This window comes from Roseateles puraquae, assembly GCF_002205845.1.
Lineage (GTDB): Bacteria > Pseudomonadota > Gammaproteobacteria > Burkholderiales > Burkholderiaceae_C > Pelomonas > Pelomonas puraquae.
This window is the reverse complement of record NZ_NISI01000005.1, coordinates 1-21024: the sequence shown is the minus strand read 5'-3', so window position 1 is coordinate 21024 and position 21024 is coordinate 1. Positions and strand designations below refer to the sequence as shown.

Genomic DNA, 21024 nt, shown 5'->3' with positions numbered 1-21024 from the left:
TTTTCGGGGATCAGGGCTTCTCAATCAGAACAAGCCGGTGCGTGCGCAGCCACGGCACCGCGTTCAGCAAGCCATAGGCCGCGGGCAGCGCGCGGGCCAGCGGAGGGGCCAGGGTCACGCGCCGAGCCGTGAAGTGGCCCTGCGGGAACAACGCCCGCACCCGGCGCAGCGGCACGCCGCGCACGTCCGGGTTGCGCGGGTTGTTGACGGTGAAGTCGTACCAGACGACGGCGCCGCCCGGCTTGAGCCAGCGCCACATCGCGTCGGCCACCCGCTGTTGCAAGGCGTCGTCGAGGATGGACGAGAACACGGTGGACTGCAGCACCAGGTCCTGGCTGGCGGGCGCCACCGGTGCAGCAGAGGCATCGCCCGCCAGCAGCGTCACACCCTCGGGCAGCGCGGCCCGCGCGGCCGCCAGCCGCTCGGGCAGCAACTCGACCCCCGTGAGGTGCGCTGGCATCAGACCCAGGCGCAGCAGATCCAGCAGGTTGCCGCCGGCGCCGCAGCCCACCTCGGTGGCGCGCCAGTCGGCCGGCTGACCGGGGCGGCGGGCCAGCAGTTTCAGCAGCGCGCGCTGGCGCTCCTGCCACATTTGCCAGACCTCGGGGCGCAGCAGGCTGTAGCGGTCGCTCGCCTCGCGGCGTGCATAGCGTTCGGCAATGCGCTGGAGTTCGGTCATCGCAGGGCCTGGATGAAGCGCTCGGCCAGCACCGGATAGGCATGGTGGGCCATCGCGAATGCGCGGCCGCGCTGGCCCATGGCCTCGCGCTCGGCGGGCGCCAGGGCTGCCAGCTGGCGCAGGCCCTGGGCGACGGCGGCGGGGTCTTCCGGGGCGACGGTCAGGCCAGCGCCTGCCTCGGCGACCGGGTCGTTGCCCGCCTCCACCGAATGCAGCACGGCGCGGCCGGCCATCAGGTAGTCGATGAGCTTGTTGGGCGCGATGCCGAAGCGGTAGATGGGCGTGCGCTGCCAGCCGATGTAGGCGATGTCGAACTGCGCCAACAGTGTGGGAATCTGGGCCTTGGGAATCGGCGGGAAGAAGCGCACCCGCGCCAGCGCCTCCGTCTCGGCGCGGCGGGTCAGGCGCTCGGCCTCGTGGCCACTGCCAACCAGCACGAAGCTGATCGGGGTCTCACGCAGCCGGGCGGCGGCGTCCAGCAGCACGTCCAGCGCATTGGGCAGGCCCATGGAGCCCGCATAGCCGACAACCACGCGGCCGGCCGCGCGCTCGGCGGCCAGGTGTGCGGCGAGGGCTTCGCCCAGAGGCGCGCTGTCGCCCTGCCACTCTTCGGGCGCAAAGCCGTTGGGCACGATGTGCAGCCGGGCCAGGTCCAGCCCGCGCGAGGCCATGTGCTCCTGCACGCAGGGGAGCATGGAGACGACACGGTCGGCGTCGCGGTAGGCATCGGCCTCGGCCTTGCCGCACAACATCGCGAACGGATGGCGGGGCGACATGCCGGCCAGCTCGATCAGCGACAGCGGCCAGAGGTCGTGCACTTCGTACACCAGCTTGGCCTTGGCCAGGCGCGCCAGCTTGCGCGCCACCCACACGTCCATCGGGTACGTGCTGGACGCGATGACCGCGTCAGGCCGGAACTCGCGCGTGAGCCGGTAGGCGTCGCCCCGCAATTGGCGCAGGAAGGACAGGATGTTGCGCAGGCGCCCTACCCCGTTGCCTCCGTAATGCGGCGTGGGCAGCCAGCGGTAGCGGATGCCGTCGATGACCTCCTCGCGTGGCAGGCCACGCATCTCGGGTTGCACGGCCCGCACATGCGAATAGCTGGCCGCAACGATCAGCACCTCGTGCCCCGCCCGCACCCATTCGCGCGCGAGGTAGTACGGCCGGAACTCCATGCCGTGGGCCGGGGAGCCGGCGTAGTGGTTGACGAGCAGGATCCTCATACCGGAGAAAGGGCCTTGAGCCGGGTCAGGAAGCGTTGCACATGCGGCTCGAAGAGGCCGTTGGCGGCCACCCAGTCACGGTTGACCGCGGCCAGGCGCGCGGTGTCCAGGCTCGCCATGCGAGCGGGCAGGTCATCGAGCGACGTGGGGCTGCCGCTGATGATCAGGCCACGTGCGGAGTCGCCGATCAGCTCGCGGTTGGCCGGCAGTTCAGACAGCAGCGGCACGCAGCCGTGCGCCATCGCCTCCAGCACCGAGACCGACACCGAGTCGCTCTCTGGCAGGCTCAGGAACCAGGTCGAACGGGCGTAGTGCCCGGCTTGCGCGCCGGCATCAAGCCGGCCCACGAAGCTGACCCGCCCGGCCAGACCCCGGGCGGCCACGTCAGCCTGCAGCGCATCACGCAGCGACCCGTCGTTGGCCACCACCAACTGCGCCTCGGGCTGGGTCGCGGCGATGCGGGCAAAGGCGTCGATGACGAGCTGCGGCCGGTAGATCGGCTCCAGGCCCCGGTTGGCGAAGCACAACCACGGCTGCTTCTTGGCGTTCTGCTTGGGCAGCGCCTCCAGGCCGAAGGGGAAGACCATGACCTCGCCCGCGCCCAGCTCCCGCATGCGATCGGCCATGTGCTGAGAGTCCGACGTGGTGATCACGCAGCTGCGCAGGGCCTTCTTCGTGAGCCACTTCCAGCTGCCGCCGCGGTTCGGTGTCACGAGGATGTCGCTGCCCCAGGCCGAGCCCGCAATCTGCGCACGCAGCCGCCAGCCCAGCTTCGCCGCCCAGGCCAGCGTGCCGTGGGAGGTGAGGTAGTGCGCATGCAGCCAGTCGGCGTCGGTCTGCTGCAGCCAGGCGCCGACCTTGGGTAGTTGCTTGACCAGCGCGATATTGCCGCCGCCGTGCTCGGGCGCGGTGTTCAGCGCCAGCCGCTGGGCATCGGGCAGCAGCCGGTGGAACTCGGGCAGGAAGCCGCGCGAGGAGATGGCGTGCAGCTGCACCCGAGGCGCCAGCGCGCGTGCCCACTTCAGCAGATGCGGGCTCTCGCCGTCGCCGATCAGCACCAGCTTCAGGCCGCCGCTGAGGCCTGGCTGCCCCTTCGGTGCCGTCGTCATGGCGCCCTCCCCGCCCAGGCCTCATACGCCTCGCGCAATTCGGGGTGGCGGGCCAGCAATGCGGCGTCGCGCTCGCGGGTGTCACCCACCTGGCGCGCGGGCTGGCCGGCCATGATGGCGAAGTCGGGCGCGCTGCCGCGCAGTTGCGAATAAGCGCACAGCACGGCGCCCTTGCCAAGCACCGCGCCGGGCTCGATCAGGCTGTGCGGGCCGACGAAACTGTAGGCACCGAGGCGGATGGGCGCCTTCAGGTAGCCCGGCGGCTGGCCGCCCTGCTCGGCAAAGCGGCGGCCGTTCACGCGCAAGGCGTCGTGGGTGCTGTGGGTCACGATGGAACAGAAGTTGGTGATTTGCACGCCCTCCTCGATCACGAGGCCGGCGCCGGCATCGATGAAATTGAACTGGCCGATGAAGACATGGTCGGCCAGCTGCAGGCCGGCCTCACCCTCGATGCAGGTGCTGGGCGCGATGCGGGTGTGCGGCCGGTCCGGTTCTCCGAAGACCATGCGGAACAGCAGCGCGCGCGCCAGTCGGCGACGCCAGTGATTGAGCCAGGGGCGCATCATTCCCAAGTCCAGAGTGCCCAGAAAAAGTAGCCGAAGTAGAGCAGCATCGCGGCGGACACGCCCCAGCCTGCACCCGCCAGCCCACCCAGATGAAGCCCCGCAGCCAGGCCGCCGACGAACAGCACCTGCCCCACGAGCGCCAGCTTCAGCCCCCAGGCCTGGGCGCCCCAGGCCATCATGACCACGGACAGCGGCGACGCGATGAAGTGCAGCGCGACATACGGCGCCAGCGCACGCGCCAGCTCGCCCGCCGCGCGCCAGTCCGGCCCGAACACCGCCGCGAAGAGCCACGGGCCGAAGGCCAGCAGCACCAGCATCAGCGGCAACGCCAGCGCGGCGAGCAGCAGCAGGTTGCGCCGCACCAGGGCCCGGCCTTCGGCCAGCGTGGCCGCCTGCGTCAGGCGCGGGTAGAGGGCTTGCGACAGCGACCCGCCCACCAGCGAAGCCGGCGCCTTCAGGTAGCGCAGCGCCAGGGCCCAGGCGCCCGCCGCCGGCGCGCCCAGCCACGCCGTGAGCAGGGCCAGGGCCAGGGTGTCCTGCAGTGCGCCTGCAAACGCATGCGGTGTGTTGAGCAGCGGAAAGTCGCGGTGCCGCTGGGCCAGTTCTCGCAGGGGCTGGGGCGCCAGGAGTCGCCGCCAGCCGCCTTGCGGCGCAGGACGGGCCTGCAGCACCGCGGCGGCGGCGGCGCCCAGCGTGGCCCCGCCCATCAGCCCCCAGGGCCCGGCATGCACGAGGCCGAGACCGACCTGAGCGACTGCGCCACCGCCCCACTGCAACACCCGGGCCCATGCCAGGGCAGCGAATTCGCCGGCCCGTGCGGCCCATTGGCCAAGCGCCTGGCTGGCGGCCGCGGCCAACACGGCCATGGGCAGGGCAGCCGCCACGGGCAGGTCGGCCCAGAGCATCCAGGCCCCGCCCACCAGCACGGAGGCGGCGGTGACGGCCAGCAGCACGCGCAGGCAAAGCGCCAGCAGACGCGCCGCGCCCGCGTCATCGCGCTCCAGCGCCAGCGCGAACTCATAGCGCGCACAGCCCACGACGGCCAGGTTGCTGGCCACCGTCCAGACCAGCGAGAACTCGCCGTACGCCGCGGGGCTGTACAGGCGGGCGATCCATGGCCCCAGCAGCAGCGGGATGGCCTGGGCCAGCGCGCTGCCGGCCAGCAGGGTGAGAGTGGCGCGCGTCAGGCTCATAGAGGTGTTCGGGGCGCGGGATTCTAGAATCCCGGGTTCACCCAAGGCCCGCCATGAATCAAGCAGCTCCCACCCCGCCCACCGACGACAACCAACTGATCGCCGAGCGCCGCGCCAAACTGAGCGCGCTGCGGGCCACCACGGCGGTGCCCTTCCCCAACGATTTCAAGCCCGAGCACCGCGCCGCGCCCCTGCAGGCGCAGTACGCCGAGGTACCGAACGAGACCCTGGAGCCGCAGGCCATCAAGGTGAGCGTGGCTGGCCGCATGATGCTCAAGCGCATGATGGGCAAGGCGAGCTTCTGCACGCTGCAGGACGCCACCGGCCGCATCCAGCTGCGCGTGACGGTCGACAACGTTGGCCCCGAGGTCTATGACGCCTTCAAGCACTGGGACCTGGGCGACATCCTCGGCGGCGAGGGTGTGCTGATGAAGACCAAGACCGGCGAGCTGACGGTCACCGTCACGACGCTGCGCCTCTTGACCAAGAGCCTGCGCCCGCTGCCGGACAAGTTCCACGGCATGACCGACCAGGAGCAGAAGTACCGCCAGCGCTACGTCGACCTGATCACCGACGAAGACGCGCGCAAGCGGTTTGTCGCGCGCAGCCAGGGCGTGTCGGCGATTCGCAACTTCATGGTGCAGCACGGCTTCCTGGAAGTGGAGACCCCGATGCTCCACCCCATCCCCGGCGGCGCCAACGCCAAGCCCTTCATCACCCACCACAACGCGCTGGACCAGGAGATGTTCCTGCGCATCGCGCCCGAGCTCTACCTGAAGCGTCTGGTGGTGGGCGGCTTCGAGCGGGTGTTCGAGATCAACCGCAACTTCCGCAACGAAGGCATCTCGGTCCGCCACAACCCCGAGTTCACGATGATGGAGTTCTATGCGGCCTACTGGACGCATCACGACATCATGGACTTCACCGAAGCCGTGCTGCGCCACGCCGCCATTGCCGCCACGGGCAGCGCGGCCCTCACCTACGCCGGCAAGCCGGTCGCGCTGGACAAGCCCTTTGCCCGCATCTCGGTGCGCGACTCGCTGATCCAGTTCGCCGGCCTGACCGGCGAAGAGGCCGACAACCCCGAAGTCCTGCGCGCCCGGATCGTGGCCGCCGGCGAGCAGGCACCCGCCCGTTGGAGCCTGGCCGAGCTGCAGTTCGGCCTGTTCGAGGCGGTGGTGGAAGAGAAGCTCTGGGAGCCCACCTTCATCATCGACTACCCCGTCGAGGTCTCGCCGCTGGCCCGCGCGTCGGATGCAGACCCCAAGATCACCGAGCGCTTCGAGCTCTTCATCACCGGCCGCGAATACGCCAATGGCTTCTCGGAGCTGAACGACGCTGAAGACCAGGCCGCCCGCTTCCAGGCCCAGGTGGCCAACAAGGACGACGGCGACGAAGAGGCGATGTATTACGACGCCGACTTCATCCGCGCGCTGGAGTACGGCATGCCCCCGACCGGCGGCTGCGGCATCGGCATCGACCGCCTGATGATGCTGCTGACCGACTCGCCGTCGATCCGCGACGTGATCCTGTTCCCCGCACTGAGGCGCGAGCGAGATCAGTCCGCTGCGGACTGATCGACCCGCGCCGAAGGACCGGCGGCCTGCAAGCCGCCGGGCATGAGGCGGGAGGCCTGAGCGGCTCGCCTCGACCGAGAGGCGAATAACTTATTCGTCGACGGCAGCGCCGCCACTTCCTAGAGTGGCGGCATGCAGCATCCCAGGTTCTGCCGCAGCCGTCGCCGACGCTGCGGGCCTCACATCTCACGGCGCTCCGTCGCTCGGAGGCACGGTGTCGGTCAGCCGAACGTAGCTCCCGTCCGACAGCTGGAGGCGAACCCAGCGCATCCGACCCCTGTCGATCGGCATGTCCTGGTTCAGCGAGGCCTGCGTGTCGAACTCGATCGCCGCAGGCGCGGGCTCGAACCAGCCCAGCCGGTCGAGCTGGCCCTCCTGCTCGACGATCTGCGGCGTCGCATACCGCCACAGGCCCTGCCCGAGCAATTCAGCACCCGGCAATCGGCAACGCCGCTCTCGCGCCGGCGACAGAGCCAGCAGCCGGTGCGTGACATCGCAGACCAAGTGCATGGGCTCGCTGGAGCGCCGCACCAAGCGCGCCAGCGCGAAGTCTGCGGCGCTGTCCAGGCGCGCGGACATCAGCACGCGCAGCGCCTGCTGATCCAGCGGCGACGGGGTGGCCGTGCCGGCCTCCCACCGGGACACCGTCGCCTGCGACACCTTGAGCAGGTCGGCGGCTGCCGATTGCTTGAGGCGTCGCAGCGAGCGCCACAAGCGCAGGCTGCGCCCGATCTGGCGCGCATTGCTATCGGGAATCAGGCTTTGAACCATCGGCACCGCAGACCTTCATGACATCCAGGCAAGGCATTTTCCTTTACTACCTCTGCGGGGTCTTCGCCGCCAGCCAACTCGGCAAGCTGGCGGCGCTCGCGCCGCTGATTGCGCAAGAGCTTCAGGTAGGCCTGGCCGCGATGGCGGGCATCACCGCGCTGCTGGAAGTCTGCGGCGCCGTGCTGGGCGCAAGCGCCGGCCGCTGGCTGCCTCGCCTCGGCCTTCATCGCGCGCTGTTGCTAGCCGTGCTCGCGCTTGCGCTGGGGGCACTCGGGGCTTCGTTCGGCCACACCGCCTGGGCGCTGGCCGCCGGCCGGCTGCTGGAGAGCCTGGGCTACCTGGCCATCGTGGTCGCGGCCCCCGTGCTGATCGCACGAACCGCATCGCCCAGGAACCAGCCGGCAGCGATGGCGCTGTGGAGCACCTTCGTGCCGGTGGGCATGGCGGTGGGCGCATGGGCCTACGCCCAGGCTGCCGAGCTGACCGGCTGGCGCTGGGCACAGGGGCTGAGCGTGGTGTGCGGGAGCGCGCTCGCAGCCGGGCTGCACATGACGCGGCACTCGCCGCCGGCCCTCGCACACCAGGAGGCCGACCGACGCACGCAAGCCCGGCAGCCCACCGGGGCGCTCATCGGGTGCCTGGTCGCGGCCTTCGGCGCCTATGTGGTGGCAGAAGTCGGGCTGCTCGCCTTGCTGCCGAGCCTCTTGACGCAGTCCGGCATGAGCCTGGCTGCAGCAGGCACATGGACGGCTGCTGCGGCACTTGCCAACGTCCCGGCCAGCCTGTTCGCGGCTCGGTTGATGCGCCGCGGCACCGATCTCGCGGCCCCCTTGGGCGTGGCCCTGGGCGGCTCGGGTCTGCTGTACGTGCTGACCTACCACGAGGCCCTGCCGGCCGAGGCCCGGGCGGCGGCGGCGATCGCGGTCAACCTGTTCTCCGGCGTCTTCGCGACGCTGGTTTTCGCGCTGCTGCCCCGCGCGGCCGGCAGTGCCGACCGCATGGCGCTGGCCAGCGGCCGGTTGACCCAGTTCGGCGCCTCGGGCGCGCTCATCGGCCCGCCCTGGGTCGGCGCTTTCGCCGAGCACCTCGGATGGCAGGCCGCCGGCACGCTGAGCCTCGCCTTGTCGGCCCTGGCCATTCCGTTGGCCCTCTGGGCCTGGGGGGCGATGAAGCGCAAGCCGGTGGCCAACCCGGCTTCCATGTGAGCGTCTCCACGGTCACCCGAGCGCGCAACGGGTGGACCGCTGAAGACGCTACCGCGCGGCGGCCGGCGCCTTGCCCGCGATGATCATCGCCAGCACCTCGTCTTCCGTCACATCGGCGGTGCGGCAGGTGCCGACCACGCGGCCGGTCTTCATGACCGTCAGGCGGTGCGACAGCGCGAACACGTCCGGCATGTCGTGCGTGACCAGCAGGATGCCCACGCCTTCGGCTGAAAGGCGCCGGATGAGGTCGTGCACCATGGCGGTTTCGGCGGGGCCAAGTGCCGCGCACGGTTCGTCCATGATCAGCACGCGGGCCTTGAACTGCAGCGCGCGCGCGATGGCCACGACCTGGCGCTGGCCGCCGGACAGAGACATCACCGGGTCGCCAATGTTCTTGAAGTTGGGGTTGAGTCGCGCAAACAGCGGCACGGCGGCGGCGCGCATGGCGGCATCGTCCAACAGGCCGAAGCGGGTGCGCAGTTCACGGCCCAGGAAGAGGTTGGCCACCGAATCCAGGTTGTCGGCCAGGGCCAGCTTCTGGTGGATGGTCTCGATGCCCGCCGCGCGCGAGTCGGCCGGGCTCCCGAACTTCACGGCCTGGCCGTTGAGCCGCAGTTCGCCGCCGTCAAAGGGCAGCGCCCCGGCCAGCATCTGCATCAGCGTGGACTTGCCCGCGCCGTTGTGCCCCAGCACGGCCAGCACTTCGCCGGGCGCGAGGCTCAGCGAAACGCCATCGACCGCATGCACGCCGCCGAACGATTTGCGCGCCTCGCGCACTTCCAGCAAGGCCGTCATTTCTGCACCACGCGATCAAAGACGACGGCGGCCACCAGCACCTGGCCGAGCACGACCATGCGCCAGCCGATGGACACATCCGTCAGCAACAGGCCGCTGTCGATGCTCTGGATGATGAGCGCACCCAGCACCGTACCGGCCACACTGCCACTGCCGCCGGCCAGCGACACGCCCCCGATGACGGCCGCGGCGATGACGGTCAGCTCCATGCCGGTGCCCATCGAATTGGTGCCGGCGTTCAGCCGCGCCATGGCCACCACAGCCGCCAACGCGACGAGGGCGGCGAGCAGCAGGTTCAACTGGATCATCACGCGCCTGACGGGGATGCCCGCCAGTCGCGCCGCGTCAGGATTGCCGCCGATGGCGTAGACGTAGCGGCCGAAGCGCGTGTGCTTCGCCATGAAGCCCAGCGCGATCACGACGGCCGCCCAGATCACGAGCGGCAGTGGCAAGCCCTGCCCTTCGCCCTGGCCGTCGATCCGATAGGCATTGAAGACAGCCACCACGACGACCACCGCCAGCGTGCCGAGTGCGCCATGGATGAGGTCCGACCGGCTGTCGGGCGCCCCGCCGGCACGCAGGCACGCGCGCCGCTGCACGAACTGCCAGGCCCAGATCAGCGCGATCACCGCGGCCCCGAGCAGCCAGCTGCCGCGTTCACCGAGTGAACCGTCCAGGCCGCCGCCGAGGGCCAGCAGCCAGGGCTCGGTCACCGGCTGGGTCTTGCCGTCGGCCACCAGGAAGGCGACACCCCGCAGCGACACGAGGCCGCCGAGCGTCACGACGAACGACGGGATGCCGATGACGGCCGACAACCAGCCCTGGAACAGACCGACCGCCAACGCCAGCCCGAGCCCCGCGAACAGAGAGGCCACGACCGACCAGCCTTGGGTGTATTGCAGCCATGCCATCAACACGCCGACCGCGCCGAGCAGCGAACCGACGGCCAGGTCGATCTGGCGCGCGACGATGATCAGCGCCATGCCGCTGGCGACGATGCCGACGACTGCCGTCTGCTGCGCGATGTTGTAGAGGTTCTCCGCCGTCAGGAAGCTGCCGGTGAGCACATGAAAGCCGATGGCGATGGCCACCAGCACGGCCGCCATGACGGCAAGCCGCTGGGTCTGGGCATTCATCGGCAGCCTTACTTGCAGGCGGCGGGTGCCTTGGCGGCGTCCACACCCTTGCAGACCACGGCCTTGGGCGCCCACCCCGCGGCAATGACCTCGCCGAGGTTGGCTTGCGTGATGGCGACAGGTGCGAGGAACTTGGCTTGCAGGCTCACCTTGCGTTCGCCGCCGGCCCAAGGCGCGGCACCCGGCACCTTCTGGCCAGCGGCCAACTGCACGGCAGCGGCAGCCGCTTCCTTGCCTAACGCACGGGAGTCTTTCCACACCGTCACGGTCTGCGTGCCCAGCGCGATGCGGTTGAGCGCCGCGTGGTCAGCGTCCTGGCCGCTGACCGGCACGCCCTTGATGCCCTTGCCCGACAGCGCGGCGATGGCACCACCCGCGGTACCGTCGTTGCTGGCGACAACAGCATCCACACCGCCTTTGAGCTTGGTGAGGATCTGCTCCATGTTCTTCTGGGCCACCTCGGGCTTCCAGCCGTCGGTGTACTCCTCGGCGACGATCTTCACGTCGCCCTTCTTCACGGCGTCGGCCAGGGCGTCTTGCTGCCCCGCACGCAGGAAGTCAGCGTTCGGATCGCTCGGAGAGCCCTTGATCATCACGTAGCGGCCCTGAGGCTTCACGGCCAGCACGGCCTTGGCTTGCAGGCGGCCGACCTCGCGGTTGTCGAACGTCAGGTAGAAGACCTCGGGCGCTTCGATGAGGCGGTCATACGCAAGCACCGGCACCTTGCGCGCCTTGGCTTTGTTCAGCGACGGGATGATGGCGTCCTTGTCCATGGCCAGGATGATCAGGACCTTGGCGCCTTTGGCCAGCAGGGATTCAACGTCGCCGATCTGCTTCTCGGGCGAGCCGCCGGCATCGGCGCTCACGTAGCTGGCACCGAGCCGTGCCAGCTCGGCCTTGATGGCCGCCTCGTCGGTCTTCCAGCGTTCCTCCTGGAAGTTGGACCAGCTCACACCGACCACAGGGCCCGCAGCCAACGCTGTCATCGAGGCCATCAGCAACGTCGCCGCTGCCCACATCTGCTGTTTGCGCATCTTGTCTCCATCGCCCTTCTGGCCATTTGTGCAGGCCGGGCGGCGGATTCTAGGAACGCGGGCAACAAAAAAGCGACCCTCGCGGGTCGCCTTTCAACAGCTTGAAACTCGTTTGTTTCAGCGAGCGGCCAGGGCCGAGGCGCGGCGCACGACCGGGGCCGGGAAATCACCCAGTTCACGGGCCGCGTTTTCACCGTGATCGGCCGCCAGGGCCGCGGCAGTCTTTTGGTCGACGACGGCATCCGTCGGCTTGACACTCAGCACGGCCTGACGCGGCAGCTTGGTGGTGGCGACGGCGGCAGCCTTGGCAGAAGCGGCGGTGGTCACTTCCACGCCCTTTTCGCCCTGGATGGCGGCCAGTTCACCGCTGTTGCGGGCGGCCACCAGGTCGGCGATGACTTGCTCGCGGGTCAGCGGGGCGGTGGTGGTTTGGGCCGACGCGGCACCAGCGGCAACGAGGGCAAGGGTGGCGATGACGGTAGACAGCTTGCTCATGACGGGCTCCTTCAGCGTGTTGCAGGAACGTCCTGCTTTCGGGTCATTCGGACATCGCGACCGCGGTGTCCATGGCCTGAACTGTAGGCAGCGAGCCTCAGTAGAAACACTAGGAAGCCAGGAAAGGACTATTTACAGCCCGCAAATAGTCATCCCTAAGTCGTCACCATCCCGCCACAAAACAAATCAATCAGCGGTGCTGGAAGGTCGGTGCCCGCTTCGCCAGGAAGGCCTCCATGCCTTCGCGCTGGTCATGGCTGCCGAAGAGCGCATGGAAGTAACGCCGCTCCACGGCCACGCCGTCGGTCAGGGGCCCCTGGTAGGCCAGGTTCACGAGTTCCTTGATGAGCATGACCGACGGGCCGCTGAAGCCGTTGATCGTCTCCGCCGCAGCCAGGGCCTCTTCGATCAACTTGTCAGCCGGCACCACGCGCGACACGAGCCCGCCGCGCTCGGCCTCCTCGGCCCCCATCATGCGGGCGGTCAGCAGCATGTCCATCGCCTTGCTCTTGCCGACCGCGCGCGGCAGGCGCTGGGTGCCGCCGGCGCCAGGCACGATGCCCAGCTTGATCTCGGGCTGGCCGAACTTGGCCGAGTCCGCCGCGATGATGAAGTCGCACATCATGGCCAACTCGCAGCCGCCCCCCAGCGCGAAGCCAGCCACCGCGGCGATGACCGGCTTGCGGACCTGCAGGATGGTTTCCCAGTTCTTGGAGATCAGCCCGCTCTTGAAGGCCGTGGCGAAGGTATGCGGCAGCATCGTCGGGATGTCCGCACCCGCCGCGAAGGCGCGCTCGGAGCCCGTCAGCACGATGCAGCCGATGCCGTCGTCGGCGTCAAAGGCGAGCAGGGCCTCGCCCAGCTCGTCCATCAACTGGTCGTTCAGGGCATTGAGGGCCTTGGGGCGGTTGAGGGTGATGAGCGCCGTCTTGCGCGGGCCGTCGCCGTGGACGGCGGTGAGGATGCATTCGTAGGTCATGACTAAGGTCTCCGGGGATGGCCTGAAGCCGCCGATTCTGGCGCGGCTTGCAAGGGCGCACGACGCAGCACGAGGTCGATGTGGGTTTCGGCGTCCTGGCGGATCAGGATGCGCACCGGCAGGTATTGGAGCGACGGGGCCAGCCACACCTCCGCCAGCAGGTCGCCCGGCGCAGCGGCACGTGCCGGCTTCAGGTGCCAGGTGGGCAGTGCGCCGAGCGGTGTCTCGATCAGCGCTTCACCCACCACGTCGTACTGCCAGGCGTACTGGCGGCGTGGCAGCACCAGCGGAAAGCGCACCGCGTGCCCGGCCTGGAGCGGCTCTCGCCCGGTGAGGAACAGCCAGGTCAGCTGCACGAACTGGCTGGCGGCATCCTGGGCGCCGCGCAGCACGGGCTCACGCACACCGGTGGTCAGCTGCACCTCACCCGGCTGGAACAGCACACGGGCGCGGCGCGGGTCCATCAGCACCAGCTTGGTCTCCTCGTCGTAGCGCTGCGGCGCGATGCCTTCGGGCGTCAGCACGCCCTGGCTGCTCATGCGCCGGCTGATGAGGCCAAGGTCCACGTCCAGATGCACCTGGTAGTCGCGCCCCTGGCGCAGCCACTCGACCTGCGCGGAGCCGTTGAGTGGGCCACGAAAGTAGCCGGTCAGCAGATAGCTCAGCCGGGTGGACAGCGGCCACTCGGGCCCAGGGTCGTCGCCTGCGACGGCGGACGCCGGGGCTGAAGGCGCGGCCGCGGTCAGCACGTCAGAGGCCGCGGGTGCGGCGGGCTCGGCGGCCTCTGGCGGAACCGCCGCAGTGGCGGACGCCCCAGATGCCGGCTGCACGAGGGGCTCCTGCTGCGCCTCGGACGCGGCTGGCGCCGGCGTGGCGGCCGGGTGAGGTGCCCCGGGCGCGGGCCGCGGGCGGGCCACGAAGGGCGAGGGCGGGGGCGAATGCAGCGCCATCTCGCGCACGAAGTCCACCTGCATGCGCGGCGGGGGTGGTGGAAGCGCCGCGTCCCGCAGCCAGCCTTCATGCAGACGCTGCACTTCATGCGCGCCCAGCAGATGCAGCAACAACACGACCAGCACCAGCAGGCCAGGCGGCCGCGGCGCCTTCATGCGCGACTCAGGCGCCGAGCCAGCGCTGGCGAGCGGGTGACGCCGCGTCGGCAGGGGCCAGCGCCACGGCCGCGGCCTGCGCGGCGGGCAAGTCGACCGAGAGCTCGACCATGCGCTGGTCACGGCTCACCAGCAGTCGCAGGGTCGTGCAGCCCGCGGTCAGCAAGGCGGGCAGGTCGTCCAGTCGCCGCAGGCGCCAGCCATTCGCGGCCAGGATCTCGTCGCGCGCATGGCAGCCGCCAGCTTGCGCAGCACCGCCGGCCAGCACGTGGGTGACGGTGATGCCGGTCAGGGCACTCTCACGAACCCGCAGACCCAGGCGTTGCGCCACCGTCTGCCGCCCCTCGTCACGCCAGTCGACGCCTGCGCTCGTGAGCAGTTCTCGCAGGGGCAATTCATCCGTGCCATGCACCCAGGTGTGCAGCGCCGCTGCCACAGGGTCGCCCCCCAGCGCGCGAACGGCCGAGATGATGTCCGCCTCGCTGACCGGGCCGCCGGCCGTCGTCTGCCAGAGGCGGGCCATCAATTGGTCCAGGCTGGCGCCCTGCTCGCGAAGCGACAGGTCCAGGCACAGGGCCACCAGCGCGCCCTGCGCGTAGTAATTGCTCGTGGCGTTCGGGCTGTTCTCGTCGGGGCGGTAGTACTTGGTCCAGGCCTCGAAGCTGGCCTGGGCCAGCGGCTGCACCCGGCGGCCGGGGCTGGCGAGCACGCCATTGACCGACGCGGCCAGCAGCTTCAGGTAGCGCGGCGCATCCACCAGGCCTGCGCGCAGCAGCATCAGCTCGTCGTAGTAGCTCGTGAAGCCTTCGAAGAACCACAGCAGCTCGGTGTAGTTCTCGCGCTGATAGTCAAAGCGCGCGAACTCGGAGGGACGCAGGCGCTTGACGTTCCAGGCATGGAAATACTCATGGCTGAACAGCCCCAGCAAGCGGACATAGCCTTCACTGGGCGCGGTGGGTTCGGCCACGGTGGGCAACTCGCGCCGCGCGCAGATGAGGGCGGTGCTGGCGCGGTGCTCGAGCCCCCCGTGGCCGTCTTCAACGGCCCAGAGCATGAAGGTGTAGCGCTTGAACGGCGCCTCGCCCCAAAACGCGATCTGGGCTTCGCAGATGCGCTGCACGTCGGCCAGCAGGCGCTGCCCGTCAAAGCTCGGCCAGGCGCCCGCCACGACGATGCCATGCACGATGCCTGCAGCCTCGAACTCGCCCTGCCAATGCGGGCCGATCTCGAAGGGGTGGTCCAGCAGTTCGTCGTAGTCAGCCGCGTGCCAACCCTCGGCCTGAGGCGACATTTCGGTGGCGACATGCCAGCCTGCTGGCACGCCCGCCAGCTGGACCTGATGCGCCTGAAGCTCAAAGCCGTGCGCGCGCAGGCACAGGCTGCTCGGATTGAAAAAGGCGCGTTCGTCGTCCAGCCATGCGGTGCGCACCGAAGCGTCGAAGGCATACACGTCGTAGCTGAGCATGAGCGCCCCGGCATCCGGTTGGCAATCGACTTGCCAACTGGCCTTGTCGAGCTGCGCCACGTTGACGGCGTGATCGCCCTGGACCGCCATCAAGCCACTCAGGTGCTTGGCGAACTCCCGCACCAGGTAGCTGCCGGGAATCCACACCGGCAGGCTGAACCGCTGATGGGCCGCTGGCTCCGGTAGCGTCAACGTGACGCGGTAGCGATGGGCCGAGCGATCGGCCAGCTCGATGCGGTAGTGCGGGCCGGGCGCCATCAGCTGCCCGCCGCCGCCAGGAAGCAACTGAGCGACGAGACCGCCGTGAGCCGGAATCGAAGCGTCAGCCAGTCCGCCGCGCCGAGCTGCGGGTACAAGCGCCGGTCGAGCACATAACAGGCGATCAGCACGCCGCCGTGCAGGCCCAGCCCACCATACGGGGCCAGCAAGGCGCCCAGCCACCCTAGCAACGACGCCGAGATACCCCAGAGCAGGGCCCCTTTTGAGCCCGTGCTGCTAACGAAGCTCATCCCCCAGTGAATGCCACCGAGGAAAGAGATGATCAAACCGGCATACGCCGACAGGGCGAGCGTGACCCAGTAATGCTGTTCAACATGCTGGCCATCGCCGAACAGCCATATGAGGGTGCATCCCAGCACAAAGGGGATCAGGCCGGCGTAGCCCAGGCGGTGGGCGAGTTGGCGGTTGTCGGGGCTCATCAGGGTGGGGTCAGGACTTGCTCGGGTTGAGTGCCTGCAGACGGCGTTCCAGTTCGACGGCACTCACGGCCCCGGGGATGCGGTTGCCGTCTTCCAGCAGGATGGCGGGCGTGCCGTTGACATGGATCTTGCGCGACAGCGCCAGGTTGCGCTCGATGGCGCCGTCGTCGCAACCGGCCGGCGCCTTCGGGGGTTGCTCGCCCTTGAGCATCCACGCCTGCCAGGTCGCGGTGCTGTCCTTGGCGCACCAGATGGCACGCGACTTGTCCGGGGAGTCGCCACCCAGGATGGGAATCAGGAAGGTGTAGACGGTGACGTCCTTCATGTCCTGCAGCCCCTTTTCGAAGCGCTTGCAATAGCCGCAGTTCGGGTCCGCAAACACGGCGATGCGGCGCTTGCCGGTGCCCGTCTTCCAGACGAGGGCGTCCTTGAGCGGCAAGGACGCGAAGTCGATGCGATTGAGCTGGGTGACGCGCTCTTCCGTGAGGTTCTTCTTGGCCTTGAGATCGATGAGCTCGCCTTCGATCAGGTAGGTGCCGGTGGGGTCGGTATAGCGGATTTCGTTCCCGATCCGGATCTCCCACAGCCCCGGCATGGGCGCGGGCCGAATCTCGTCGATCTTGGGTGCATTGGGCATGCGCTCGGCGATGGCCTTGCGGATGGCGGCCTCATTGGCTTGGGCTGGAAATGCAGCCGCAACCAGGGCGGTGAACAGGGCGGCGGTCGGGAGCAGGCGATGCAGCACGGAGGCGTCCAATCGTAGGTTCGGCAAGAGGGGGTCAAAGACCCATGGCGCGCTGCGTCAGCCAGCGCTTCAGGGGCGTGAGTTGGTCCAATGCGTCCAGGCCGCGATTGCGCAGCCCGCGAACGGCAGGCGAAGCGTTGGCAAAGACGCGCTGCAACGCATCGGTCAGTTCGCCCATCGCGAGTGTCGGCACCGCGCGCTCTCTGGCGTAACGGCGCAGCAAGCGCTCGTCACCGAGCGGCCGCCAGGTTTCTCGCGCAGCGATCACGCGGGACAAGGCCGCCACATCGCCCAGCCCCAGGTTCAGCCCCTGGCCCGCGAGCGGGTGAACCACATGCGCTGCATCGCCGAGCAAGACCCACCCGGGGCCGCTGACCGCGTCTGCACGGGCCAGGGCCAGGGGCCAACCGGCGCGTGTGCCGCCCAGCGACAGCAAGCCCGCAGCACCACCAGTGGCTTCGTTCAGCGCACGCTCGAAGTCGGCCTCGGGAAGCGCGAGCAATGCATTGGCCTTGTCTTGATGACAGGACCAGACCAGGCCGTAAGACTGACCCGGGCTCGGGCGGTCGAAAGGCAGCAACGCCAACACTTCGCCTCCCGCGGCAAACCACTGGCGGGCGACGCCTTGATGGGGACGGTCAGCCACCAGTCGGCTCGCAACGGCGCTGTGGCCGTAGGGCTTGGCGTCAAACCCGACCCCCAATGCGGCGCGGGCCGCAGATTCGCGCCCTTCACACAACGCGGTCAGGCCGGCCGGGGTGTCTGCAGAGACGTTGCGCACATGCGGCGAAAAGCGCAAGGCCGTGGCGAGCTGCTGGTCCAGTGCCGCAGCGTCGACGATGACCGCCAACTCGCGCAAGCCTTGCTGCCAGGCCGAGAAACTGAGGCGGCCCGAGGGCTGGTCGTCACTGGCGTCACCGCAGATGACCATGTCATACACAGGACAGGCCGCATCGGGCGGCAGGCTGTCCCAGACCTTGAGTTCCGTCAGCAACTGCACGGAGGCCGCGTTGAGCGCATAGGTCCGAATGTCGTCGGCGCGTACTGCCGGGGCCGACTCGGCCATGCCAACGGTCAGGCCCTGGGCGGCAAGGCTCAACGCCAGAGCACTGCCGACGGCACCGCGCCCTTTGACCAACACGTCCACACTTTGCATGCCTTCATTGTAGGCAGGGGGTTTGACCCCGTCGCCGCGTGGGGCGCCGGAAGCGGGGGCCGACTAAAATCACGCGCTTCGACCGCCGCGCTGGCTGGCGGTCTCCCCTCCAGAAAGTACCGCCATGAGCCTGAAATGCGGCATCGTGGGCCTGCCGAACGTCGGCAAGTCCACGCTCTTCAATGCCTTGACCAAAGCCGGCATCGCCGCCGAGAACTACCCGTTCTGCACCATCGAACCGAACGTCGGCATCGTGGAGTTGCCGGATCCGCGCTTGGCAGCACTTGCTGAGATCGTGAAGCCCGAGCGGGTCATGCCCGCCGTGGTCGAGTTCGTGGACATCGCGGGCTTGGTGGCGGGCGCCAGCAAGGGCGAAGGCCTGGGCAACCAGTTTCTCTCGCACATTCGCGAGACCGACGCGATCGTCAACGTGCTGCGCTGCTTTGAAGACCCGAACGTCATCCATGTGAATGGCCGCGTGGACCCCATCGCAGACATTGAAGTCATCCAAACGGAGCTCTGCCTGGCCGACCTGGGCACGGTCGAGAAGAGCCTTCAGCGCTATAGCAAGGTCGCAAAGGCCGGCGGCGACAAAGACGCCGCGCGGCTTGTGGAAGTACTGAAGAAGTGCCAGGTCGCTCTCGATGAAGCCAAGCCCGTGCGGTCGATCGAGTTCAGCAAGGAGGAACTGGCCGTCTTGAAGCCGCTTTGCCTGATCACTGCCAAGCCGGCCATGTTCGTGGGCAACGTGTCGGAAGATGGTTTCGAGAACAACCCGTTCCTCGATCGGCTTCGCGAGTACGCGGCCAGCCAGAACGCGCCTGTCGTCGCGATTTGCGCCAAGACCGAAGCCGATCTCGCCGACATGAGCGACGAAGACCGCACCTTGTTCCTGGCAGAAATGGGCCAGGATGAACCGGGCCTGAACCGCCTGATTCGTGCGGCCTTCAAGTTGCTCGGTCTGCAGACCTACTTCACGGCTGGCGTGAAGGAAGTGCGCGCATGGACGATCCGCATCGGCGACACCGGGCCGCAAGCAGCGGGCGTCATCCACACCGACTTCGAACGCGGCTACATCCGCGCCCAGACGATCTCGTACGAAGACTTCATTCAGTACAAGGGAGAACAGGGCGCCAAGGACGCAGGAAAGATGCGCGCCGAAGGCAAGGAATACGTCGTCAAGGATGGCGACGTGCTGCACTTCCTTTTCAACGTTTGATACTGCTGGTGACCTGCCCCCAGTACCGGTGCCAGACGTTGTGAGGAATCCGCTGAGTTTGACCCTGTCCCCGTTTCAGTACCGCTCGGAAGCAGAACTTTCCGGCTCCTCTGACATCGCCGCAGCCGCCTGCAGGCGGCTGCGGCGGGCGAATTCGGTTGGCGTGGACCAGTCCAACGCCGAGTGGGGGCGGTTCTCGTTGTAGTCCCGTCGTCAAGCCTCGATCTTGGCCCGCGCATCGTCCAGTGACAAGAACCAATGCTCGTTCAGGCACTCTTGGCGCAGTCGCCCGTTGAAGCTCTCGACCGTCGCGTTGTCCGTCGGTTTGCCTGGCCGGCTGAAGTCCAGTTCGACGCCCCGCTCGTACGCCCACTTGTCCATGGCCTTGGAGATGAACTCGCTGCCGTTGTCGGTCTTGATCGTTTGCGGCAGCCCACGGTGCAAGACGATGCTACGGAGAACGCGCACGACGTCTTCGCCCTTCAAGCTCTGGCCCACGTCGATCGCCAGGCACTCGCGTGTGTACAGGTCAACCACGGTAAGCATGCGCAACTTGCGGCGGTCGAACAAGTTGTCGGCGACAAAGTCCATGCTCCAGATTTCGTTGATGGCATGTGCCAGCTGCTTGGGCTGTCGCAACTGGGCAGCCTTGTTCCTCTTCGGTCGCTTGAGCCGCAATGACAGCCCTTCGTCCCGATAGAGGCGGTACACGCGCTTGACGTTGTCCGGGTGGCCTTCACGGCGCAGCAGCACGTGAACACGGCGATAGCCGTAATGCACGCGTGTGCTGGTGATCTCCTTGATGCGCATGCGCAGCGCGGTCTCGTCCTTCTTGACCGGCTTGTAGAAGAAGCTGCCCGGCGACACGTTGGCCACGCGCATGGCATTGCGCTGGCTGCAGCCGAACAAGCGCACCAGCTCTGGCACCAGCTCTCGCCGCCGCGAAGGCCCTAGGCTTTTTTTGCGACGATGTGCTGCAGCATCGCCTTGTCCAGGCTCAGGTCCGCAACAATCTGCTTGAGCTTGCGGTTCTCCTCCTCGAGCTGGCGCATGCGGCGCAGCTCCGACGGCCCGACGCCGGCGTACTTCTGGCGCCACTTGTAGAAGGTCGCGCTGCTGATGCCCATCTTGCGGCAGACCTCCTCGACGCTGATGCCCAGCTCAGCTTGCTTGAGCGCGTAGGCCATCTGCTCCTCGGTGAACTTGCTCTTCCTCATGGCATGAACTCCTGACCCCTTCCAGGGCCTCTTCATGCCGGTCCATTCTGTTACCGAACGGTACGGAAACCTGGGACAGGGTCAGTCGCGGGCACTGGTTGCTTAGGAAGGTTAAGCGCGAGCTGACCTGGCGGCCGAGGGGCGGTGCAGGGTTACGAGGCGGCGACGGGACCGCATGAGCTGCCGCCTCTGTTTGCCACCCCGAGCGATCTTCATGCTGCAGTAATCGCGGGCACCAAGCCCCTGCGGTTAGCAGCAGCATTTGGTCGAACACCGCAGCCGGTATACATGCCGCAGTTATTGCGACCTACAAAAGCAAAACCCCCACCGTCTTGAGACGATGGGGGTTGGCTTCAATAAATAGCCTGACGATGACCTACTTTCACACGGGAATCCGCACTATCATCGGCGCTGACTCGTTTCACTGTCCTGTTCGGGATGGGAAGGAGTGGGACCAAGTCGCTATGGTCGTCAGGCTTGACGGGTTGGTTTACTGGCTTGGCCAATAAACCCAATTCGTAGAGTCAGCAGACGGTGTCTGCACACCGCTGATGTTCAGCGGCGGAATCAGTATTTTGATTGCGTCTTCAGTACTTCGAAGAACGACATAACTTGAACACTTACCTTGATCTGCAGCTTGCAGTCAAAGTTATAGG

At 68.0% G+C, this 21024-nt stretch carries 19 protein-coding genes, 1 rRNA gene and 1 pseudogene; 3 read left to right on the top strand and 18 right to left on the bottom strand.

Translation table 11 applies throughout. The annotated features are described in order from the left end of the window. Window positions 1–10: 10 nt before the first annotated feature. The 5 genes from CDO81_RS12680 to CDO81_RS12660 are packed head-to-tail and all read right to left on the bottom strand — an operon-like array spanning window position 11 to window position 4770. Entirely contained in the window at window positions 11–679 is a 669-nt protein-coding gene (locus tag CDO81_RS12680; RefSeq protein WP_088483591.1) for a methyltransferase domain-containing protein, read from the bottom strand. Continuing rightward, window positions 676–1902, bottom strand: a complete 1227-nt coding sequence (locus CDO81_RS12675) for a glycosyltransferase family 4 protein (RefSeq protein WP_088483590.1) — start codon at window positions 1900–1902, stop codon at window positions 676–678. The genes CDO81_RS12680 and CDO81_RS12675 overlap by 4 nt, the downstream gene beginning before the upstream one ends. Beyond that, window positions 1899–3011 carry a glycosyltransferase gene (locus CDO81_RS12670; protein WP_088483589.1) on the bottom strand — a complete coding sequence of 371 codons (1113 nt, stop codon included), beginning with the start codon at window positions 3009–3011 and terminating at the stop codon, window positions 1899–1901. The genes CDO81_RS12675 and CDO81_RS12670 overlap by 4 nt, the downstream gene beginning before the upstream one ends. Next, a complete protein-coding gene (locus CDO81_RS12665; RefSeq protein ID WP_420893074.1) occupies window positions 3008–3577 on the bottom strand; it encodes an acyltransferase in 570 nt (189 codons plus the stop codon). Before CDO81_RS12665 ends, CDO81_RS12670 begins: the two co-directional genes overlap by 4 nt. Further along, window positions 3574–4770, bottom strand: coding sequence for a lipopolysaccharide biosynthesis protein (locus CDO81_RS12660; protein WP_088483588.1), 1197 nt, complete (start codon window positions 4768–4770; stop codon window positions 3574–3576). The genes CDO81_RS12665 and CDO81_RS12660 overlap by 4 nt, the downstream gene beginning before the upstream one ends. 53 nt (window positions 4771–4823) lie before the next feature. On the opposite strand from CDO81_RS12660, the gene lysS reads away from it, so the two are divergent. After that, window positions 4824–6347 (top strand): lysine--tRNA ligase, encoded by a 1524-nt coding sequence (gene lysS, locus CDO81_RS12655; RefSeq protein WP_088483587.1) that lies wholly within the window; start codon window positions 4824–4826, stop codon window positions 6345–6347. A gap of 186 nt (window positions 6348–6533) precedes the next feature. On the opposite strand, the gene CDO81_RS12650 is transcribed toward lysS, so the two are convergent. Next, window positions 6534–7118, bottom strand: coding sequence for a helix-turn-helix domain-containing protein (locus CDO81_RS12650; RefSeq protein WP_193466497.1), 585 nt, complete (start codon window positions 7116–7118; stop codon window positions 6534–6536). 17 nt (window positions 7119–7135) lie between these two features. Between CDO81_RS12650 and CDO81_RS12645 the strand changes: the two genes are divergently transcribed. Beyond that, window positions 7136–8323: an MFS transporter gene (locus CDO81_RS12645; RefSeq protein ID WP_088483586.1), complete on the top strand. Its 1188-nt coding sequence runs from the start codon at window positions 7136–7138 to the stop codon at window positions 8321–8323. 48 nt (window positions 8324–8371) lie between these two features. On the opposite strand, the gene CDO81_RS12640 is transcribed toward CDO81_RS12645, so the two are convergent. The 10 genes from CDO81_RS12640 to CDO81_RS12595 all read right to left on the bottom strand — a co-directional run bounded on the left by CDO81_RS12640 (window position 8372) and on the right by CDO81_RS12595 (window position 17932). Then, complete coding sequence (locus CDO81_RS12640) at window positions 8372–9118, bottom strand: ATP-binding cassette domain-containing protein (protein ID WP_088483585.1); 747 nt, start codon at window positions 9116–9118, stop codon at window positions 8372–8374. Further along, window positions 9115–10254, bottom strand: coding sequence for a sugar ABC transporter permease (locus tag CDO81_RS12635; RefSeq protein ID WP_088483584.1), 1140 nt, complete (start codon window positions 10252–10254; stop codon window positions 9115–9117). The genes CDO81_RS12640 and CDO81_RS12635 overlap by 4 nt, the downstream gene beginning before the upstream one ends. Before the next feature lie 8 nt (window positions 10255–10262). Further along, the gene (locus tag CDO81_RS12630) at window positions 10263–11288 is read right to left on the bottom strand and encodes a substrate-binding domain-containing protein (RefSeq protein ID WP_088483583.1); all 1026 of its coding nucleotides are present in this window, start codon (window positions 11286–11288) and stop codon (window positions 10263–10265) included. Window positions 11289–11405: 117 nt separating this feature from the next. Next, window positions 11406–11783, bottom strand: coding sequence for a DUF4148 domain-containing protein (locus CDO81_RS12625; protein WP_088483582.1), 378 nt, complete (start codon window positions 11781–11783; stop codon window positions 11406–11408). Between the two features lie 190 nt (window positions 11784–11973). After that, window positions 11974–12762 carry an enoyl-CoA hydratase gene (locus tag CDO81_RS12620; RefSeq protein WP_088483581.1) on the bottom strand — a complete coding sequence of 263 codons (789 nt, stop codon included), beginning with the start codon at window positions 12760–12762 and terminating at the stop codon, window positions 11974–11976. Window positions 12763–12764: 2 nt separating this feature from the next. Then, window positions 12765–13868, bottom strand: coding sequence for a DUF3108 domain-containing protein (locus CDO81_RS12615; protein WP_088483580.1), 1104 nt, complete (start codon window positions 13866–13868; stop codon window positions 12765–12767). A gap of 7 nt (window positions 13869–13875) precedes the next feature. Continuing rightward, a complete protein-coding gene (locus CDO81_RS12610) occupies window positions 13876–15591 on the bottom strand; it encodes a M61 family metallopeptidase (protein WP_088484034.1) in 1716 nt (571 codons plus the stop codon). After that, window positions 15591–16031, bottom strand: a complete 441-nt coding sequence (locus tag CDO81_RS12605; RefSeq protein WP_088483579.1) for a DUF3429 domain-containing protein — start codon at window positions 16029–16031, stop codon at window positions 15591–15593. The genes CDO81_RS12610 and CDO81_RS12605 overlap by 1 nt, the downstream gene beginning before the upstream one ends. A 10-nt stretch (window positions 16032–16041) precedes the next feature. Further along, window positions 16042–16776 (bottom strand): DsbC family protein, encoded by a 735-nt coding sequence (locus CDO81_RS12600; RefSeq protein ID WP_338139988.1) that lies wholly within the window; start codon window positions 16774–16776, stop codon window positions 16042–16044. Between the two features lie 34 nt (window positions 16777–16810). Further along, on the bottom strand, window positions 16811–17932 hold the full coding sequence (locus tag CDO81_RS12595; RefSeq protein ID WP_088483577.1) for an FAD-dependent monooxygenase: 1122 nt from the start codon (window positions 17930–17932) through the stop codon (window positions 16811–16813). Between the two features lie 124 nt (window positions 17933–18056). Here CDO81_RS12595 and ychF point away from each other — a divergent pair, with 124 nt between their 5' ends. Further along, window positions 18057–19151, top strand: a complete 1095-nt coding sequence (gene ychF / locus CDO81_RS12590; protein WP_088483576.1) for a redox-regulated ATPase YchF — start codon at window positions 18057–18059, stop codon at window positions 19149–19151. A gap of 75 nt (window positions 19152–19226) precedes the next feature. Here ychF and CDO81_RS12585 read toward each other — a convergent pair. Together CDO81_RS12585 and rrf are read right to left on the bottom strand one after the other, a co-directional pair. Beyond that, a pseudogene (locus CDO81_RS12585) lies at window positions 19227–20368 on the bottom strand (IS3 family transposase). A 363-nt stretch (window positions 20369–20731) separates the two neighbouring features. Next, window positions 20732–20844: ribosomal RNA gene (rrf, locus tag CDO81_RS12580) — 5S ribosomal RNA — on the bottom strand. Window positions 20845–21024 lie beyond the last annotated feature (180 nt).

What these genes read in the sequence shown, in the direction of transcription:
- CDO81_RS12650 (WP_193466497.1), bottom strand. Translation starts at nt 7,118, where the DNA reads ATGGTTCAAAGCCTGATTCCCGATAGCAATGCGCGCCAGATCGGGCGC.
- CDO81_RS12620 (WP_088483581.1), bottom strand. Translation starts at nt 12,762, where the DNA reads ATGACCTACGAATGCATCCTCACCGCCGTCCACGGCGACGGCCCGCGC.
- CDO81_RS12605 (WP_088483579.1), bottom strand. Translation starts at nt 16,031, where the DNA reads ATGAGCCCCGACAACCGCCAACTCGCCCACCGCCTGGGCTACGCCGGC.
- CDO81_RS12680 (WP_088483591.1), bottom strand. Translation starts at nt 679, where the DNA reads ATGACCGAACTCCAGCGCATTGCCGAACGCTATGCACGCCGCGAGGCG.
- ychF (WP_088483576.1), top strand. Translation starts at nt 18,057, where the DNA reads ATGAGCCTGAAATGCGGCATCGTGGGCCTGCCGAACGTCGGCAAGTCC.
- CDO81_RS12610 (WP_088484034.1), bottom strand. Translation starts at nt 15,591, where the DNA reads ATGGCGCCCGGCCCGCACTACCGCATCGAGCTGGCCGATCGCTCGGCC.
- CDO81_RS12660 (WP_088483588.1), bottom strand. Translation starts at nt 4,770, where the DNA reads ATGAGCCTGACGCGCGCCACTCTCACCCTGCTGGCCGGCAGCGCGCTG.
- CDO81_RS12630 (WP_088483583.1), bottom strand. Translation starts at nt 11,288, where the DNA reads ATGCGCAAACAGCAGATGTGGGCAGCGGCGACGTTGCTGATGGCCTCG.
- CDO81_RS12665 (WP_420893074.1), bottom strand. Translation starts at nt 3,577, where the DNA reads ATGATGCGCCCCTGGCTCAATCACTGGCGTCGCCGACTGGCGCGCGCG.
- CDO81_RS12675 (WP_088483590.1), bottom strand. Translation starts at nt 1,902, where the DNA reads ATGAGGATCCTGCTCGTCAACCACTACGCCGGCTCCCCGGCCCACGGC.
- CDO81_RS12635 (WP_088483584.1), bottom strand. Translation starts at nt 10,254, where the DNA reads ATGAATGCCCAGACCCAGCGGCTTGCCGTCATGGCGGCCGTGCTGGTG.
- CDO81_RS12645 (WP_088483586.1), top strand. Translation starts at nt 7,136, where the DNA reads ATGACATCCAGGCAAGGCATTTTCCTTTACTACCTCTGCGGGGTCTTC.
- CDO81_RS12595 (WP_088483577.1), bottom strand. Translation starts at nt 17,932, where the DNA reads ATGCAAAGTGTGGACGTGTTGGTCAAAGGGCGCGGTGCCGTCGGCAGT.
- CDO81_RS12670 (WP_088483589.1), bottom strand. Translation starts at nt 3,011, where the DNA reads ATGACGACGGCACCGAAGGGGCAGCCAGGCCTCAGCGGCGGCCTGAAG.
- lysS (WP_088483587.1), top strand. Translation starts at nt 4,824, where the DNA reads ATGAATCAAGCAGCTCCCACCCCGCCCACCGACGACAACCAACTGATC.
- CDO81_RS12615 (WP_088483580.1), bottom strand. Translation starts at nt 13,868, where the DNA reads ATGAAGGCGCCGCGGCCGCCTGGCCTGCTGGTGCTGGTCGTGTTGTTG.
- CDO81_RS12640 (WP_088483585.1), bottom strand. Translation starts at nt 9,118, where the DNA reads ATGACGGCCTTGCTGGAAGTGCGCGAGGCGCGCAAATCGTTCGGCGGC.
- CDO81_RS12625 (WP_088483582.1), bottom strand. Translation starts at nt 11,783, where the DNA reads ATGAGCAAGCTGTCTACCGTCATCGCCACCCTTGCCCTCGTTGCCGCT.